This is a genomic window from Pseudophaeobacter sp. 1A09344, assembly GCF_041008745.1.
In the GTDB taxonomy this organism is placed as follows: Bacteria; Pseudomonadota; Alphaproteobacteria; order Rhodobacterales; family Rhodobacteraceae; genus Phycobacter; species Phycobacter gallaeciensis_A.
Genome location: NZ_JAXGFS010000016.1, coordinates 50,833 through 68,020, shown reverse-complemented (window position 1 = coordinate 68,020; position 17,188 = coordinate 50,833). Strand labels below are relative to the sequence as shown.

13 protein-coding genes are annotated in these 17,188 nt (G+C 61.8%); 8 read left to right on the top strand and 5 right to left on the bottom strand.

All coding sequences use genetic code 11. The features are described 5' to 3' along the window. Window positions 1-14 precede the first annotated feature (14 nt). Window positions 15-1,109 carry a ParB/RepB/Spo0J family partition protein gene (locus SM765_RS20810; protein WP_368981825.1) on the top strand — a complete coding sequence of 365 codons (1,095 nt, stop codon included), beginning with the start codon at window positions 15-17 and terminating at the stop codon, window positions 1,107-1,109. 126 nt (window positions 1,110-1,235) lie between these two features. On the opposite strand, the gene SM765_RS20805 is transcribed toward SM765_RS20810, so the two are convergent. After that, window positions 1,236-2,540, bottom strand: a complete 1,305-nt coding sequence (locus SM765_RS20805) for a UDP-glucose dehydrogenase family protein (RefSeq protein ID WP_368981824.1) — start codon at window positions 2,538-2,540, stop codon at window positions 1,236-1,238. A gap of 145 nt (window positions 2,541-2,685) precedes the next feature. Beyond that, complete coding sequence (locus SM765_RS20800; protein ID WP_368981838.1) at window positions 2,686-3,687, bottom strand: NAD-dependent epimerase/dehydratase family protein; 1,002 nt, start codon at window positions 3,685-3,687, stop codon at window positions 2,686-2,688. Between the two features lie 181 nt (window positions 3,688-3,868). On the opposite strand from SM765_RS20800, the gene SM765_RS20795 reads away from it, so the two are divergent. Further along, window positions 3,869-4,894, top strand: a complete 1,026-nt coding sequence (locus tag SM765_RS20795; RefSeq protein ID WP_368981823.1) for a glycosyltransferase family 2 protein — start codon at window positions 3,869-3,871, stop codon at window positions 4,892-4,894. A gap of 38 nt (window positions 4,895-4,932) precedes the next feature. Here the strand turns inward: SM765_RS20795 and SM765_RS20790 are convergent, their stop codons facing one another. Continuing rightward, the gene (locus tag SM765_RS20790; RefSeq protein WP_368981822.1) at window positions 4,933-5,775 is read right to left on the bottom strand and encodes an ABC transporter permease; all 843 of its coding nucleotides are present in this window, start codon (window positions 5,773-5,775) and stop codon (window positions 4,933-4,935) included. A gap of 110 nt (window positions 5,776-5,885) precedes the next feature. Here SM765_RS20790 and SM765_RS20785 point away from each other — a divergent pair, with 110 nt between their 5' ends. From SM765_RS20785 to SM765_RS20765, 5 genes are all read left to right on the top strand, one after another. Continuing rightward, on the top strand, window positions 5,886-7,259 hold the full coding sequence (locus SM765_RS20785) for a KpsE/RkpR family capsule polysaccharide export protein (protein WP_368981821.1): 1,374 nt from the start codon (window positions 5,886-5,888) through the stop codon (window positions 7,257-7,259). Window positions 7,260-7,282: 23 nt separating this feature from the next. Continuing rightward, window positions 7,283-7,936: an ABC transporter ATP-binding protein gene (locus tag SM765_RS20780; protein WP_274838589.1), complete on the top strand. Its 654-nt coding sequence runs from the start codon at window positions 7,283-7,285 to the stop codon at window positions 7,934-7,936. A 156-nt stretch (window positions 7,937-8,092) separates the two neighbouring features. After that, window positions 8,093-9,937, top strand: a complete 1,845-nt coding sequence (locus SM765_RS20775) for a glycosyltransferase (protein ID WP_368981819.1) — start codon at window positions 8,093-8,095, stop codon at window positions 9,935-9,937. Continuing rightward, window positions 9,934-11,190, top strand: coding sequence for a hypothetical protein (locus tag SM765_RS20770; protein ID WP_368981818.1), 1,257 nt, complete (start codon window positions 9,934-9,936; stop codon window positions 11,188-11,190). Before SM765_RS20775 ends, SM765_RS20770 begins: the two co-directional genes overlap by 4 nt. A 15-nt stretch (window positions 11,191-11,205) precedes the next feature. After that, on the top strand, window positions 11,206-12,315 hold the full coding sequence (locus SM765_RS20765) for a hypothetical protein (protein WP_368981817.1): 1,110 nt from the start codon (window positions 11,206-11,208) through the stop codon (window positions 12,313-12,315). A 46-nt stretch (window positions 12,316-12,361) separates the two neighbouring features. On the opposite strand, the gene SM765_RS20760 is transcribed toward SM765_RS20765, so the two are convergent. Both SM765_RS20760 and SM765_RS20755 read right to left on the bottom strand, forming a co-directional pair. Next, entirely contained in the window at window positions 12,362-13,330 is a 969-nt protein-coding gene (locus SM765_RS20760) for a sulfotransferase family protein (RefSeq protein ID WP_368981816.1), read from the bottom strand. 36 nt (window positions 13,331-13,366) lie between these two features. Then, the gene (locus SM765_RS20755; RefSeq protein WP_368981815.1) at window positions 13,367-16,090 is read right to left on the bottom strand and encodes an amino acid adenylation domain-containing protein; all 2,724 of its coding nucleotides are present in this window, start codon (window positions 16,088-16,090) and stop codon (window positions 13,367-13,369) included. Window positions 16,091-16,246: 156 nt separating this feature from the next. On the opposite strand from SM765_RS20755, the gene SM765_RS20750 reads away from it, so the two are divergent. Then, window positions 16,247-17,164 (top strand): sulfotransferase, encoded by a 918-nt coding sequence (locus SM765_RS20750; RefSeq protein ID WP_368981814.1) that lies wholly within the window; start codon window positions 16,247-16,249, stop codon window positions 17,162-17,164. The last annotated feature ends 24 nt before the right edge of the window (window positions 17,165-17,188 follow it).

The window sequence follows — 17,188 nt, the reverse complement described above, 5'->3', positions numbered from 1 at the left end:
AAGGAGACAGGCAGATGGCAAAACGCAAACGGTTGATGCCGGCACAGAGCAGCTATCTTTCCGGGGCCCCGGAAAGCAAATCCGCCCTTGGCGGTCCGATGGCCATGGGGGCGGCGCCGATCGCACAGGTGGCGTCGGAAACCGCCTCGCAAGCGGCCTTGCAGGAATTGTCCGACGTGCTGGAAAACGCCCGCAGCAAGGGGCTGATGATCGAAGAGGTGCCGCTGTCGGCCATCGACGAAACCCATCTGGTGCGCGACCGGATCGAACAGGACGCCGAGGAAATGGATGCCCTCGTCGAATCCCTGCGCGCCCGTGGCCAGCAGACCCCGGTCGAACTGGTGCCGCTGGAACCCCGCCCCGATGGGCGCAGCCATGGCCTGATCTCGGGCTGGCGTCGCCTTGGCGCCCTGCGTAGGCTCTATGCCGAGACATCAGACCCGAAATACGCCACGGTGAAGGCGCTGATCATCCGCCCGGAGACGGCGCAGGATGCCTATATCGCCATGGTCGAAGAAAACGAAATCCGGGTGAACCTCTCCCATTACGAACGCGCGCGGATCGCGGTGCGGGCGATGAAGGAAGAGGTGTTTCCGACTCTGAAAAAGGCACTTCAGAGTCTCTTTGCTAATGTACCCCGCGCCAAACGCTCCAAGATCCGCAGCTTCGTGACCCTGGTCGAGGAGCTGGATGCAGTGCTGTTCTATCCGACCGCCATCAGCGAGAAGCTGGGCCTGTCACTGGTGCGCGCCATGGGCGAGGACGAAGGTTTTGCAGAGCGCCTGCGTGCTGCCCTGCAGGCCGCCCCGCGCGACAGCGCCGTGGAGGAGCTGGAGATCCTGAACCGGGTTCTGGCCGAGACTCAGGGCGGATCTGAGGCCGATACGTCTCTAAGTGCGGCTTTAGAGACGCAAACTGCGACGCCCGAGGCCCCTGCCCGCCCGCGTGTGCGCATCCCCGGTGCCGAGGGATCCGAGCGGATCTCGGTTCAGGCTGTGGCAGGTGTGCGGCTGGGCTTCACGCCTGGCCAGAACCGGATTGAGCTGACCGGCGATGCTGTCGATGCAGAGCTGATGGCGGCGCTGCAGGACTGGCTGAAGCACCGCTAAAACCAAGGCCACAATCAGAACGAATTCGACCCTAAACCTCGGTTTAGGGTCTTTTTGTAGACTCTGCAGCGTGTCCAAATGTTTCGCGCGCGAAACATTTGGGACCTGTTGGAAGCGGAGGTCGGCTCAGCGGCCCACCGCGATATACTGGGAGAATCCGGCCCGTTCGGCGGCCCGGGCGGAATAGACATTGCGCAGATCCGCCATCCGCGGATAGGCCATCCTGGCGGCCAGGGCTTTCAGATCAAGCGCGCGGAACTCGTTCCATTCGGTCAGGAGCACCACCAGATCGGCGCCCTCTGCCGCCTCATAGGGGTCCTCGAGCCAGTCGACGCCGGGCAGCAGGGCTTCACCCTCGGCGCGGCCCTGCGGGTCGATCACCCGCACATGGGCGCCGCCGCCCACCATGGCGGGCACGATGGTCAGGCTGGGGGCCTCGCGCATGTCGTCGGTATTGGGTTTGAAGGTGACACCCAGCACTGTCACCGTCTTGCCGTTGAAAGAGCCCCCGCAGGCATCGCGCAGCTTTTCCACCATGCGCGCCTTCACCTCGTCATTGACCCGCATCACCGTCTCGGTGATCCGCATCGGAAAGGAATGGTCCTGGCCGATGCGCGCCAGCGCGGCGGTGTCTTTCGGGAAACAGGAGCCGCCATAGCCGGGGCCGGCATGCAGGAACTTGTTGCCGATCCGCCCGTCCAGACCGACCCCGCGCGAGACCTCTTTGACATCGGCGCCCACCTTTTCGCAAAGCCCGGCGATTTCATTCATGAAGGTGATCTTGGTCGCCAGAAAGGCATTGGCGGCGTATTTGATCATCTCGGCGCTCTCCAGATCGGTGGTCAGGATCGGAAAATCGCGCAGGTAAAGGGGGCGGTAGATCTCGCTCATGACCTCGGCGGCGTGGGCGCTTTCGACGCCGACCACCACCCGGTCGGGCTTCATGAAATCTTCGATCGCCGCGCCTTCGCGCAGGAATTCGGGATTGGAGGCCACATCGAAATCCGCTTCCGGATTGGCGCGGGCGATCACCTCCTGCACCTGCCGGTTGGTGCCCACCGGCACGGTGGATTTGGTCACCACCACCGCATAGCCGGTCAGCGCCGCGGCGATCTCTTCGGCGGCGGCCATCACATAGGTCAGATCCGCATGGCCATCGCCGCGCCGGGTCGGGGTGCCGACGGCGATAAACACTGCCTCGGCGCCATCCACGGCGGCGGCCAGATCGTCGCTGAACTCCAGCCGCCCGGCGGCGACGTTCTTTTCCATCAGCGTATCCAGGCCCGGCTCGTAGATCGGCACCTCGCCCGCTTTCAGCCGGGCGATCTTGGCGGCGTCCTTGTCGACGCAGATCACGTCATGGCCGAAATCGGAGAAACAGACGCCGGACACCAGTCCCACGTAGCCAGTGCCAATCATCGCAATACGCATGGGGTGTCCCCTGTTCTGATGCTATGTCGTTCTGCAACTTTGAAGAAAGCACAGGCCGGGCGCAATGGGGCTGGGGGCGCCCGTGCTCAAATGTTTCGCGCGCGAAACATTTGACGGCTCCTGCCGATGTCACCGGGTTACGGCATCAGGCGCTGTAATAACCCCGGTACCAATCCACGAAACGGGCAACGCCGGTCCTGACATCGACCTCTGCCCGGTACCCCGTGAGGGCGGTGAGCAGCGATGTGTCGGCCCATGTCGCGGGCACGTCGCCGGCCTGCATCTCCTTCAGGATCTTCTGCGCGGGCTGTCCCAGCGCCTCTTCCAGGGCGGCGATAAAGTCCATCAGCGGGGTGGGTTGGCTGGCGCCGATATTCACGACCCGGAAGGGCGCAACGGGGCTGAGGCTGTCCTGCGGTCCCACCGGCGTGTCACCTGGCACCGCCTCGATCAGCCCGGTGATGCCCGTCACCAGATCGTCGATATAGGTGAAATCGCGGCTCATGCGGCCGTGGTTGTAGACCTCGATGGGCTCCCCGGCGAGCATCGCCTTGGTGAATTTGAACAGCGCCATGTCGGGCCGGCCCCAGGGGCCATAGACGGTGAAAAACCGGAACATGGTGATCGGCAGCGCGTAAAGATGCGCATAGGAATGGCCTATCGCCTCGCCCGCTTTCTTGGTGGCGGCATAAAAGGACATCGGCGTGTCCGCCTTTTGCCGCTCGTCAAAGGGCATTTCCGTGTTGGCGCCATAGACTGAGGAGGTGGAGGCCATCAGCAGATGCGCAGGCGGATGGGCGCGGGCGGCCTCCAGAAGTTCGAAGGTGCCGATCAGGTTGGCCTCAAGGTAATCGCGCGGCGCATCGATGGAATGGCGCACCCCGGCCTGGGCGGCCAGGTGAATGACAGCATCGGGGCGGTGCCGGGCAAAGAGTTCCATCAGGCGCCCGGGGTCTTCCAGCTTGCCGATCACCGGGGTGAAGGCCGGGGTCTCCGCCAGCATCGCGTGCCGGCGCTCCTTCAGGGCGACATCGTAATAGGGCGATAGGCAATCCAGCCCGACGACTTGCCAGCCCGCCGCCAGCAGGCGGGCCGCAAGGTGATAGCCGATGAAGCCGGCCGATCCGGTGACAAGAGCAGTGCGCATGACATGCTTGGTGGCGGCTTCCAGCGGTCCTGTCAAACCCTATCCTGCATCCTTCTGCAGGGCAGGGCGCGGCGCGGGTACCCCTTGGGGTTTGACATGAGGCCGGATTTATGAGTTTTGCGCTCCCACAACGCAAAGACGATGACACAGACGATCAGAACAGGCCGGGGAGCAGATTTTCGTGAGCGCACAGACAGATCCCAGCCCGTCCCCCCGCCGCCTGGTAGCGGTGGTGGTGACCTACAACCGTCTCGCCAAGCTGAAAGACACCATTGCCCGGCTGCTGCAAAGCCCGGCCGAAGAGCTGGCGGCGCTGGTGGTGGTGGACAATGCCTCGACCGATGGCACGCGCGACTGGCTGGCGACATTGCAGGATCCGCGGCTGGATATTCAGGTGAGCGAGACCAACCGCGGCGGGGCAGGCGGCTTTGAGCGTGGCATGCGCCGCGCGATGGAGGCACACGCGCCCGACTGGCTGGTGGTGATGGATGACGATGGCCGCCCGGCACCGGGCGCTTTGGCGGCGTTTCACGCCCTGCCCGCCCATGACGATCCGGCGCGCGCCTGGGATGGGGTGGCTGCGGCGGTCTATTTCCCCACCGGTGGCATCTGCGAGATGAACCGCCCCTCGCGCAATCCCTTCTGGCACAGCCGCGAATTTCTGCGCACGCTCTTTGGTGGCGGGCGTTCGGGCTTTCACGTGCAGCCTGCCGATTACGAAGGCGAGGGGATGCAGATCGACGTGACCTCCTTCGTGGGCTTCTTCATTTCGGCGGATGCGGTGCGGCGCATCGGCTATCCCGATCCCGATCTTTTCATATATGGCGATGACGGGCTTTATACTCTGGGGCTGACCAAATCGGGCGGCCGTATCGGATTTGAACCCGGCGTGCGGTTCGAGCACGATCTGACGACCTTTGTGCCCAAGGCGGGGGAAGAGCAGGCACAGCGCGGCCGTTTCATCCCCCTGTGGAAGGTCTATTACTATCACCGCAACCTGCTTCTTCTGTACCGGATGGCGGCGGGGATCTGGTTCTGGCCTGTGATGCTGGTGATCTTGCCTAAATGGCTTTCAAAGGTGCGCGCACATCAGGGCGAACGGCGCGCCTTTCTGCGGCTTATGAGCCGTGCGGTGCTGGACGGGCTCAGGCGGCGCACCGATGTGCCCCATGCCGAGGTGCTGGAGATGGCCCGCACAAAGAGGTAGGGCGGGAGCGCAAACTGCGCGCAAGGTTCGGTTGCGGATCAGCGATTCAGGATGACCCGGTGATAGCGTCCCATCAGGATCAGACCGAGCACCAGCAGGATCATGCTGATAAGCAGAACATAAATCACGCTGACAAATGAGGCCGTATAAGTGGGGTAAAACCCGCTGCGCATTAGCCCGGTGATGTGCAGTAGCGGATTGTACCATAGAACATCTTGCGCCACGGGAGGAAGATCCTCAAACACATAAAGGATGCCGGATGCCAGGAACAGCGGTCGGGTGATGATCGACCAGGCCACGTCCCACAGGGGGTAAAGCCCCAACAACACGCAATTCACCGTACCCACGCCTAGCCCGAGCAACATGGCCAGCCCCAGAGCTTCCAGTGTGGGTCCCATATCGACCACGGCGCGGCTGTCTGCGATCAGCAGCACGCTGCCGATCAGAATGAACGAGATAAGCAGGCCAGTCAGGCTGTTGAGGATGAAGCGGGCCAGAATGGCGTCGATCCAGGTGACAGCCGGGTATTTCAGCAGGGGCTTGGAGAAGTTGAGCGCCCGGGCGGTGGTGCCGCTGATGGTCTGATAGAGGTTGAAGGGTAAAAAACCCGTTGCATAGAACAGCAAGAAACTGGTGCCGAGAGACGGGGTGCGGAGCACCAGGGAGAAGCCGATGCTGAGAAACAGGATGGCGGCCAGGGGTTCCAGAATGCTCCAGATATAGCCACCTGGGGTGCGCCCGTAGCGGGTCGACATTTCCCGCAGCACCAGCGCCGCGATGGTTCGCAGGCTGGCAAAGCGGTGAGAACGCCCCCGGGGGCGCTGCGCCGGGGCGATCCGCGGCGCGGCTGTCGGGGGCTGAGAGGTCATAGGATCTGCCATGAATATCTGTGTTGTGAATAGCCTGTCGGCAGGCGATACTATGAAAGAAACAAAAGTCAAATTCAAACGGCGAAAAGCTGGACAGGCGGATCATGGCACAGGAGCGTCGAGTGAAGAAGCTGCAGAGCGGGCAGGTGGGCAAAGGCGTTGCTACAGCCGAAGAGGCAACCGGTAACATCGAACATCTCCCTCAAGTGCAGGAGGACACTGCCAGTCAGGAGGACTCGCCGGGAAACAGGCGCGGTGGCGGTGGGGGGCGTAAGAAGCTCAAGAAGCTGCGCCAGAAGGTCAAAGCCGCCGAAGCCGCGCTTGAGGCGGCGCAGCGGCAGGTAGCCGAGACACCGGCCTATCCCATGGCGCGCCCGGCGCATATGCGCCGCCGCCACTGGGGGCTGATCGCCAGCTTCGTGCTGATGGTGCTGGCACCGCTGGCCGCAGCGGTCTTCTACCTCTGGGCCGTGGCCGAGGATCAGTATATCTCCACCGCTGGTTTCACCGTGCGCAGCCAGGAGAGCGGCGGCGCCACCGATATCCTGGGTGGCCTGGCCAACTTTGCCGGTAATACCACCGCTTCGGACAGCGATATCCTTTATGAATTCATCCAGAGCCAGGAAATGGTGGAATCGGTGGACAAGGCAGTGCCGTTGCGGCCCCATTACAGCCAATACTGGCCCGACGACTGGGTGTTTTCGCTCTGGCCCGATGCCACGCTGGAACAGATGATCTGGTACTGGCAGCGCATCGTAGGCATTTCCTATGACAGCGGTTCGGGGTTGATCGAGGTGCAGGCGGCGGCCTTTGATCCCGAAACCGCCCAGGCCATTACCCGCTCCATCGTCTCTGTAAGCCAGACCCGCATAAATGCGCTGAACGAGCAGGCGCGCGAGGATGCCATGCGCTATGCCCGCGAGGATCTGGACGAGGCGCTGGAGCGGTTGAAAGGCGCGCGTGAGGCGCTGACCCAATTCCGCACCCGCACCCGGATCGTGGATCCGGCGGCGGATATCCAGGGCCGCATGGGGGTGATGAACAATCTACAGCAGCAATTGGCTGCGGCGCTGATCGAATACGACCTGTTGCGCGGCACCGTGGGGGAGGGGGACCCGCGTCTGAAAAAGGCGCAGCAGCATATCGACGTGATCCGTGATCGTATTGATATCGAGCGGCAGACCTTTGCCTCGACCAATACCGATACCGGCGCCGTGGGAGAGGATTACCCCTCGCTGATTTCGGAATTCGAACGTCTCACGGTGGATCTGCAATATGCCGAGGAAACCTACCGGGCGGCGCTCACCGCGCTGGAGGTCGCTCGCGACGAGGCCACTCGGCAAAGCCGCTATCTGGCCACTTATATCAAGCCGACCCGGGCCCAGGAATCTGAATATCCCGACCGCCCTATGCTGGCGGGGTTAGTGGGGCTGTTCCTGCTTCTGATCTGGTCGGTCCTGGCGCTGATCTACTATTCGATCCGGGATCGCAGCTGAGGCGGGTCGGGGAGCACAAGAGCATGATCCGCTTTGAAAACCTGACCAAGAGCTTCTGGCTGCGGGGCGAGCGCAAGATTGTCATCGACAATCTCACCCTCACCCTGCCCACGGGGCGTTCCCTGGCGCTTCTGGGGCGCAACGGGGCGGGCAAATCCACTCTGCTGCAGATCATCGCCGGCACCATGCGCCCAGATCACGGGCGGGTGGTGTCCGATGGCACCATGTCCTGGCCGGTGGGGCTGGGGGCCTCCTTTCACCGGGATCTGACCGGCGCCGAGAACGTTCGTTTCATCGCCCGTATCTACGGGGTGGATACCGAAGATCTGGTCGCCTTTGTCGAGGATTTTGCTGAACTGGGCAAATTCTACCACATGCCGATGCGCAGCTATTCCTCGGGGATGCGATCCCGGCTGACCTTCGGGGCCTCTATGGGGATTCACTTTGACACATATCTGGTGGACGAGGTGACCTCGGTGGGGGACCGGTCTTTCCGGCGCAAGAGCCGCAAGGTCTTTGCCGACCGGCTGCAGCACTCCAGCGCCATCATGGTCAACCACTCGATGGGGCAGGTGCGTAAGTTCTGTGATGCCGGCGTTGTGCTGGAACATGGCCGGATGCAGTATTTCGACGATCTGGAAGAAGCTATCGCGGTGCATGAAGCGATGCTGTCCTGAGCAGAAGTGGGCGATCCGGGCCCGGGGGGCTGCAATCCCGGGCGCTTTAAGGCCGGAAACACCCCGTTCGGGCAAAGATAAATTGTACTTTTACAGCCTACTCCAGTAAGGAGCGGACAGCAGGCAAAGGCGTATGGGTGCAGGGGAGTTCCAGTGATGAAAGATGAGGCGCAGGCCGCAACGTTCACTACGTTGCAGGCGCTGATGTGGCCCGAGTTCGGCATCTGCACCGAGCGGGAACTCTACGTGTGTACCGAGGGCGCAGTGGCGCTGTCTGATACCCGGCATGACATACATTTTGCCACCGGCGGAGAAGCCTCTTTTGCCACCTGGTTCAACCTGTTCAACCTGGGAAAATGGCAGCGCGAATGCGATCTGAGCTCGCTGGTCCTGACCCTTGAAGGCGCAGGGGATTTCGAACTTTCGGTTTTCCTGGCGCCGAGTAACCGCTCCTGGGACCTGGTGAGCTGCGAGTATGTGACTCTTTCGGAAGACGCGGCCAAAGAGGGCCGACTGCGGGTGGATCTGTCGCATCTGCTGCAACAGGGCTGCGCCGAGGGTGTGCTCTATTTCGCGCTGCGGGCGATGGGACCGGGACATCTGGTCGGGGCTGCCTGGCAGACGCAGGATGCGCCGAAACGCCAGCCGCAGCTGGCGCTGGCGGTCACCACCTTCCGACGCGAAGCCGAGGTGGCGCGCACGGTCAAGCGGTTCGCCGCCTTCCGGGAGCAGTCCTGGATGAAGGACCACGTGCAGATGATCGTCACCGACAACGGGCGAACGGTCGATCTGGATCCCCCCGAAGGCGTCAGCATCGTGCCCAATGAAAATCTGGGCGGGGCAGGCGGCTTTACCCGGGGGCTGCTGGAGGCGCGGGCGCGCGGGGCGTCCCATTGCCTGTTCATGGATGACGATGCCTCGATCCACATGGAAAGCCTGGAGCGCACCTGGATGCTGCTGGCCTATGCCACGGATCCCAAGACGGCCATTGCCGGGGCGATGATCAGCGAACAGCACCGCTGGGCGATCTGGGAAAACGGCGCTCTCTTTCACACCCGCTGCCTGCCGCAGCACATGGGCACCGATCTGCGCAACAAGAGCGAAATGATCGCGATGGAAAACCTGGCCACCCGGCCGGTGCCGGACACATTCTATGGCGGCTGGTGGTATTTCGCCTTCCCGGTGGACGCGGCCCGGCACCTTGCCTTTCCGTTCTTCGTGCGCGGCGATGATGTCAGTTTCTCGCTGGCCAATGATTTCAACATTCTCACCCTCAACGGGGTGGTCTCCTTCCAGGAAAGCTTTACCGAGAAGGAAAGCCCGCAGACCTGGTACCTGGACCTGCGCAGCCATATGGCCCACCACATGAGCCTGCCGATGCTGGACGTGGGCGCCAAGGGTGTTCTGAAGATCGCCGCATGGTTCTTCCTGCGCAACCTGCCGCGGATGCATTACGACACGTTGGCGGCCATCAACCTGGCGGTTGAGGACGTGATGCAGGGGCCGGAATTCTTCGACCAGAACGCTGACATGGCCACGCGCCGCGCCGATCTGAAGGCGCTGACTGGCGACGAGACCTGGCAGCCGCTGGCCCCGCACAGGCCGCTGGCGCCGGTGCGCCAAAAACCGCCAAGCTGGGCAGCGCGCCTGGCGATGAAACTGACGCTGAACGGGCTTCTGATCCCCGGCTTTGCCCGTCTGGGCCGCAAGATCACCCTGGAGGCGCCGCACAGGGGCCATATCGGCTATGTCTGGGGCGCCTCGGAAATCACCGTTCTGAATGCCGATCAGGACAAATATTACACCGTGCGCCATTCCAAGGGTGCGGCCTGGCGCCAGATCCGCCGCTTTATCCGTAACGCCCGCGCTTTCCTGAAAGACTATGACCGGCTGGCGGCCAGCTACCGGGAGCGTTATGACGATCTCACCAGTGAGGATTTCTGGCACAGCAAGTTGGGCCTGACGCCCGTGACAAAGATTCAGCAGGACGCCGCCGAGTGAAATCGATTAAACGACTGCTTCGCCGCATCGCCCCGGGGCAGGGGGGGATTGCCGAGATGAAAGCCCCCCCTGCCAGTGGGATGTCTGGGACCCTGACGCCCACCGCTCAGGCGCCTCTCAAGGTGATCCTGTTCATCGGCCATCACAAGGTGGGATCGACATCGCTGCAGGACTACCTGTCGCGCAATGCCGCCGCCCTGTCGCGGGCGGGGATCCTTTATCCTTACGTGGATTTTGAAGGCATGGCGCATATGGCCGCGACGGCGGCCGGGCATGTGCAGCCCGAAGGGCCTCTGCCGATCAATGTGCGCGAGCCGCATAATGCGCTGGCCTTCCGGATGCTGGCGGCGCAGAAGAACGGCGTGGTGCCTGCCTATCACAAACGCCTGCCAGCCCTATCGCAGATGCTGCATGCCATCCGCCAGCAGGTCCGCTTTTCCCAGCCGCATACGGTGATCCTCGCGGCCGAGGTCTTTGCCAATTTCAATGCCGCCTCGCCGAAGCTGATCGAGCAGCTCACCGAGCAGTTTCCGGGAGCGGAGTTCACTGTCGTGGCGACCCTGCGCCGGATCGATGAATATCTGGCCTCCTGGCACGGACAGCGGCTGAAATTCGGTCACAAGCTGGAACCCCTGCGCGAGGATGGGGTCGACAGCTACGGCATGGGGATTCATTTCAATTATCGCCTGATGATCGAAGGCTGGCTGAAGGTGCTGCCCGAGGCCCGCGTTATCCTGCGCGATTATGCCGATGTTCGTGCGAATGGCGGGTCAGTGAATGATTTCATTACCCAGACGGGGCTAGAGCTGCCCAAGGGATTGGCCCCGGAGCGGCGCGAGAACGACTCTATTCACCGCGGAATTTATGAGATTATCCGCCGCGCCAATGTGGAGCTGCCCCAGCCTCAGGCGGCAGAGCTGCGCCACAGCCTGCGCACGCTTGCACCGAAATTGAACCTGCCGCCCAGTCATTCTGTGGAACTCTTCGGGGCGGAGAACCGCGCTCGGATGTTGGAACGGTTCCGCCCGATCGATACCTGGCTGGGCGAGGTGATGGGCCAGGAGGGCTTTTTTGACGATCTGGAAGCCGTTCTGGAGCCGGACCCGCTGCCGGAACTGGAGGCGGCCCGCATCGCACTGGAACAGATTGAGGCCCGTAAGGCCTGGCGTGAGAGCTGGCGTGAAGATGAGGCCGTAGAGACATTTTTGTCGGGGTTGGCTGGTGGGGGAACCACTCCGGACAAGACAGCGTAATGAGAAAGCCGTTTTATGGTTAAGGAACTGATTATTCACCTGGGGGACACGAAAACGGGCTCCACGACGCTGCAAGGCGTGTTGCGGTCCGGATCCTACACCCTGCCGGGCGTACAGCAGCTGTTGTACCCGGGGCGGCACCTTAATCACAACTACCTAGCCCAAGGGTTGTACCGGAAAGAGAAAAAAGCCGGAAACACGAGACGTTTCAGGAAACTGCATCAGGCGCTGGAGAGCAGTGATGCAGATTTTGCTGTGGTTTCGGCGGAGCATTTCCAGTTTGCCTCTCCGACGCACCTGCAACAGGTGATCCAGGAGACTCTCCCTGGGTATGAGCATAAAATCCGTCTGATCTCCTATGTTCGCCCCCATGCGGAAAAGCTGTTGTCCGCGTTTTCGGAACAGATAAAATTTGGGATGGTAAAAGGTGGGCTTCGGGGGTTCTTCAACCGGATGTCCGCACGGGGTACGCTGGATTATACGCCCCGGTTCCTGGAATGGAGGAATACCTTTGGCGATCGCTTCGAGCTGCGCCCCTTTGTCCGCCAGGAGCTGTTCCGTGAAGATATTTCGGCCGATTTTTTTCACTTTCTCACAGGAGAAGAAGGCACGGAACTGCAGGGTAAGACAGTCGACAACCCGGCGCTGACAGTGGGACAGATCGCGCTTTTGCAGCATGTGCATCACGTGTTTCGGTCCGAGGCCGCCAGGCAGGAGATCGACAGAAAGCTTATGCGGCGGGCCCTGACCGCATTGAGCCAGGCCGTGACGCAGGAAATCAAGAGAACAGGTATCGGCAAAGAGACTGGCCGCCTGCATATTCCCCGGAGCCTGATTGGAAAGGTCATTGATCGCTATCAGGAGGATGCGGCAGCACTGGACGCAGCCTTCTTCACTGGGACACCAATGACGGAGGCCTTGCAGGCGGCGCCGCAGAAACTGAGCGGGAAGAAACAATCCTTCAGTGCTGCAGATTACTTTGACACAGAGACACTGCTGGGGGTCGAGGCTCTGTCCGGCGCGCTCTCTGCCCTGGCGCTGCATACCCCGGAGCAGTTTCAGAAGAAGATGAAAGCGGCTTACAGACAGAACGGAAACAGAGGGTCGACAGGGGGGGGAGGCTAACCTTCCTGCTGGATGCCCCTGCCGGGACGCCTAGCTTAGCCTTCGGTCAGGTGTCTGGCGGACCGTAGTCCAGAGGGGACAAAAGCGGTCTTGCCTGATAGCCGCCTTTATCCCCGGGGGAGCTGCGCGGCACGATGCGTCCCTTGGACGTGATCTTCATCTTGTCCAGCGGGTAACCGAACTGGTGCATCAGCCGCCCCAGCCGTTTTTCCACCAGCCTGATCTGCTGGGCGGGAAGCGCGTGGCGAAATTTGGCGAAATTTGTGGTCATGAGAGGCTTGGCGACATTCTGACGTTGCCGGTTGCTACCTGCCAGGGTGGTGGCCTCCTCGGTGCTGTGAAAGTCTAGCATCTCCGGCTCGAATGATTGGTCGAGAAAGAGGCACAGGCGCCGTAGAACAGCTTCGGCATCAATCAGCAGGTCTTCGTAGCGATGCAGAAAGACGCGTTCAGGCCCAAGGACGCCAAGGGCATGCAGGCCGCCCAGCTGGTCTTCTTTCCAGATCCGCAGCGCGTTCTTGGTGGTTCCGAATTTGTTTTTTGTGCCCTCTCTCAGGGCTGCAGCCGAGGCAAAATAGTCGCGGGGATCACGCACCTGAAAAATAAATTTTGCATCCGGAAAACACTCCAGAATGAAAAACAGCAGCTTGTGCAGGTTGTTTTCCTTGATGAAGACCCGTTTGCCTGCGGCTGCAGGCGTGGCGTCGATATAGAGAAACCGGGCCAGGCGATGCGGATCGATCTGATCCTGAGCAGAGAGCCAGGCGGCGGCGGCCTGCGCTTCTTTCTTTGTGCCGAGCAGTTTTTCCAGCCTTTTGGGGATCCTGTTACACATCCGCTGCCAGGCGACAGATTTGGTGCCACCGGCTAGGGTCTGGTGAAGATTAAGCAGGACATTCTGGCCAAAGTGAAACGGCGGCGGGGCATAAAACGCAGAATGGGCGCCCACGATACGGCTGATCAGGTTAGAGCCGGAACGTTCAGAGCAGATCAGGAAAACGGGGGGGTGTTGCATTTTTTTCTTTTCGTTGGGGCCGACGCAGGGAGCGGGTCAGCGAAATATGCGCCGGGCGATCTGGCGCGAGAAACTCTGTCGCCCGTGATAGTCGTTCATATGGCTGATATTTTTAAAATCGGCCGGCTCGACCACGAAATCGGTGTCCAGCATGATGTCAATCCCGGTCTCGCGGACAGCCTGCTCCACCACGGCGCTGAAATGATTCTGGCCGCGGGCTCTTGCTGCGTTCAGGGCGCTTTGGCCCTCGGGGTGCTGGATGGGGTGGATCACTGCGGTGACGCGGTCGCTGACCTCCTGCAAAGCCCTGACGCCGCGGATCCAGGCAGCGACAGCCTTGTCGTCCATTTTTATCCCGCCCTCGAAAGCCTCGCAGATTTCCTTGGATCGCTTGCGTTCCCAGTTGGCTTGCGGGGCGACCTTCCCAGGGGTGTCCATCGGCGCGATGGCGCCGCCGGTGGCGGTGTCCCAGATGGTGTCTGCGTCATAGTATTTGCGCGGAACATCGCGAAACAGGCCAGCCTTGAAATCCTCCAGGATCTCGATGTCGCCTGCGGGGGGCATGATCGACAGCTGCATGATTTCCATTTCGATCACGGCATGGGCCAGACGACGCCCCTGGGCCTGCAGGGTGTCACGGATATATTCGCAGACTTCGGCGATGCCCTCGACGCTGAGCATGGCCATGCCAAGATTGGCAACTCGCACATCCTGCCCGGATGCGCAGGATTCGATGGTTTCCGGGCTGATCCCGCGCATGAAGCCGGAAGAGCCGACGCAGAGTACCAGCGGTTTTGGGGTGTCGGCGACGAACCCGGGGAATTTATCAAGCATATCCAGCGCCCGCATGGCGCGGTAGTGCAGGTTGCGTTTCAGTTCGGGGGCTTTCAGGCTGCCCGGGGCAGGAGGCTGAAAGCGGTCCGCTCCCTTCGGTGCCAGAGCGCGGCGTAGAAATGCCACCATCTGCCACAGGGACATTTGCGACAGCTCGGTTGCGGTCTCTTGGGTCAGCTCCAGTCCGAAATGCTTTTCCAGCCGCACGGTGAAATCGACGAACCCCATTGAATCCAGCCCGCCATCCATGAGGTTTTCGGCCTGTTCCAGTTCCTTGCGTGACAGGGCCGGGTTGATCTCCTGTGCAAACTGGATCAGCCGGTCATAGCGTTTCATCTTCTGTTTGGGGGCGGATTGCTGGTTCTGTTTCTCGAGACGCTTTAGAACGCGCTGGCCAATGGCGCCGCGGTCGACCTTGCCGCTGGCGTTCTTGGGGAATTGCGGCATGACCAGAACTCGGGTGGGGGTCATGTAGTCGGGCAGGTGCCCCTTGATGGCCGTGCGGATTTGGTGGCCGGGGCCGTCCCAGCCTTCGACCACGCCGACCAGCGATGTGGGGGTCGGGGATTTTAGCGGCATCGGCACCACCACGGCGTTGCAGCCGGCGGCGGTGGCGCGTAGCAGGGACTCGATTTCGCCCAGTTCTACCCGGTACCCGCGGATCTTAATCTGATTGTCTATGCGATCAATGAACTGAAGAGTGCCATCGGCCCCCACATCGACCCGGTCGCCGGTGCGGTAATGCACCCTGTCCTTGCCCGCGGGCTGCACAAAGGCCGCGGCGGTTTTTTCAGCATCTGCCACATAGCCATCAGCCACCTGCGGGCCAGTCACCAGCAATTCACCGCTTTCGCCGACACTGGCGGGGGTGCCGTCCTCTTTCAGCACGAGGGTTTCCATGCCTGGCAGGGCGGTGCCGATCGGGACCAGGTTGAAACGGCCGCGAATTCTGTCAGGGTCGGCGGGCAGCACATAGCGGGTGCAGGCGATGGTGGCCTCGGTCGGGCCGTACCAGTTTTCCACCCGGTGGCCGGTGGCCCGGGCCCAGTCCTGCGCCAGATCGACCGGAAGGGCCTCACCGCAGAACAGGGACAAGCGCAGCTGATCCAGGGCGCCGGGGGTCAGCGCGCCCTGCTGGCGCATCTTCTGGCCAAGGCTCGGCACCGAGAACCAGCAGGTGATACCATGACGGCGGACATAGTCGGCCGGGGTCTCCAGATCCGCAGCCGAGGGCACGATCAGATGCGCGCCAGCCCGCCAGCAGACAAACATGTCATGGGCGCTCAGATCGAAGGTCAAGTCGAAGTTCTGCGACAGCCGGTCGACGGGGCCGTAATCGGCGACCTGGAAGGTGGCATCAAGATAGGCACCGAGGTTGCTGTGCCGGATCGCTACCCCCTTGGGCTGGCCGGTGCTGCCTGAGGTGAACAGCACATAGGCGTAGGGGTTGTCATGGATCCGCGCAGGCGGCGTACGCTCTTGGGGCAGGGTGCTGAGATCAATCTGCTGCGGCAGCGGCCCGTCGGCAGGCACGGCCAGGATGTCTTCTACGGCTGCGGCATCCTGCGCTTCATAAAGCACCGCCGAGGCGCCGGAGCGCTCCAGGATATAGCGGTTGCGTTCAGGCGGGAACTTCGGGTTCAGCGGCACATAGGCATGGCCACGCATCAGCGTCCCCAGCACAGCGGCATAGATATCCGCACCGCGGCTGGCGTAGATCGCGGTGACTGGTTGTGTCTGTGCCGTTTCGGTGTCGGCAATGGCGGCTGCAATAGTCTGAACCCGGGCGTTGAGGGCCGCGTAGCTGAGCGTTTTACCACCTGCGCTGAGGGCGGGCTGATCTGCGTAATGCAGGGCTGAAGCCCGGAAGTCGTCAGCCGCCTGCCATGTCCCATGAACTTGAGAACGCGGTTCAAGGTTTGCCATATTCGAAGAGTCCGCCAGCTGAAATTATCATTGAGCTTGTCCCAAAAACGCAGTCGTGAAACAAGGTGTAAATTATTGAGCCAGCCGCCACCGAGGCTTTTGCGGCTGGGGCAGGCGTGCAGGGAAAACACGATCCAGAATAGGACATATAAGCGGATGTCGATCAAAGTGCTTTATATTGCGGGAGCGGGACGATCGGGGTCGACGTTTTTGTCTCTGATGCTGTCCCAGCATGCGCAGACCTATAACATTGGCCAGATCCGCGACCTGCCTGAGGCCCGCAGGAGTGCGGCGCCCTGCAGTTGCCGCAGACCGGTGCCGGATTGTGCGTATTGGGGACCGGTGATCGCCCGGCTCGAGGCAGCCCATGGCCCGGATGCGCTGCAGGCGCTGCAGGCAGGAATGGCGGCGTTCGGCACGGCCTCCGGGGAGGCCCCCAACTGGCATGAGCCGCAGGTGCGCGACAAACTGGCGCGGGAGAATGCAGAGTTTCTGACCCTGTTCGGTGATCTTTATGCGGCGGCGGCGGAGCAGGCAGGTGGGCGGATGCTCATCGACAGTTCGAAATCGGTGGACCTGTGTCTGGCGCTGAGCCTGTTGCCGCAGGTCGATCTGCATATCCTTAATCTGGTGCGCGATCCGCGCGCGGTGGCGGTTAGCTGGGCCAAGGTGCTGAAACGTCCGAAGGTGCTGCGGGGACGGACCCGTAACTGGGCGGGCCGTCAGCGCCGTCTGAAACGGCTTGAGGCGCTGGATCCTGCGAAATTCATGCTACTGCGCTATGAGGATCTCACGGTGGACCCGCAGCATTGGATGGGACGGATTCAGGACTGGGCCGGGGTGCCGCAGGATCTGACCCTGTTCACCGGCCCCGATACTGCGGATATTTCTTGGGAGGAGGCGCATCTCTTCCCGCCGGCCAATGCTACGGTTCTCAAAGAACGCAAGTCCAAGATCGAGATCCGTCCTGCCGAAAGCTGGAAGCAGGCCAAGAATGCCGATCTTCATGCCATGGCCGAAGAGGTGACCTTTCCCTTTGCGGAAACCCTTGGCTATAGCAGGGGACTTGGCTGAGGCGTGGTGCGGACGGGCTGTATT

Bases quoted from the DNA above. Each gene is read 5' to 3' on its own strand.
- SM765_RS20780 (WP_274838589.1), top strand. From the start codon at position 7,283: ATGATCCGCTTTGAAAACCTGACCAAGAGCTTCTGGCTGCGGGGCGAG.
- SM765_RS20810 (WP_368981825.1), top strand. From the start codon at position 15: ATGGCAAAACGCAAACGGTTGATGCCGGCACAGAGCAGCTATCTTTCC.
- SM765_RS20790 (WP_368981822.1), bottom strand. From the start codon at position 5,775: ATGGCAGATCCTATGACCTCTCAGCCCCCGACAGCCGCGCCGCGGATC.
- SM765_RS20755 (WP_368981815.1), bottom strand. From the start codon at position 16,090: ATGGCAAACCTTGAACCGCGTTCTCAAGTTCATGGGACATGGCAGGCG.
- SM765_RS20760 (WP_368981816.1), bottom strand. From the start codon at position 13,330: ATGCAACACCCCCCCGTTTTCCTGATCTGCTCTGAACGTTCCGGCTCT.
- SM765_RS20775 (WP_368981819.1), top strand. From the start codon at position 8,093: ATGAAAGATGAGGCGCAGGCCGCAACGTTCACTACGTTGCAGGCGCTG.
- SM765_RS20800 (WP_368981838.1), bottom strand. From the start codon at position 3,687: ATGCGCACTGCTCTTGTCACCGGATCGGCCGGCTTCATCGGCTATCAC.
- SM765_RS20765 (WP_368981817.1), top strand. From the start codon at position 11,206: ATGGTTAAGGAACTGATTATTCACCTGGGGGACACGAAAACGGGCTCC.
- SM765_RS20750 (WP_368981814.1), top strand. From the start codon at position 16,247: ATGTCGATCAAAGTGCTTTATATTGCGGGAGCGGGACGATCGGGGTCG.
- SM765_RS20805 (WP_368981824.1), bottom strand. From the start codon at position 2,540: ATGCGTATTGCGATGATTGGCACTGGCTACGTGGGACTGGTGTCCGGC.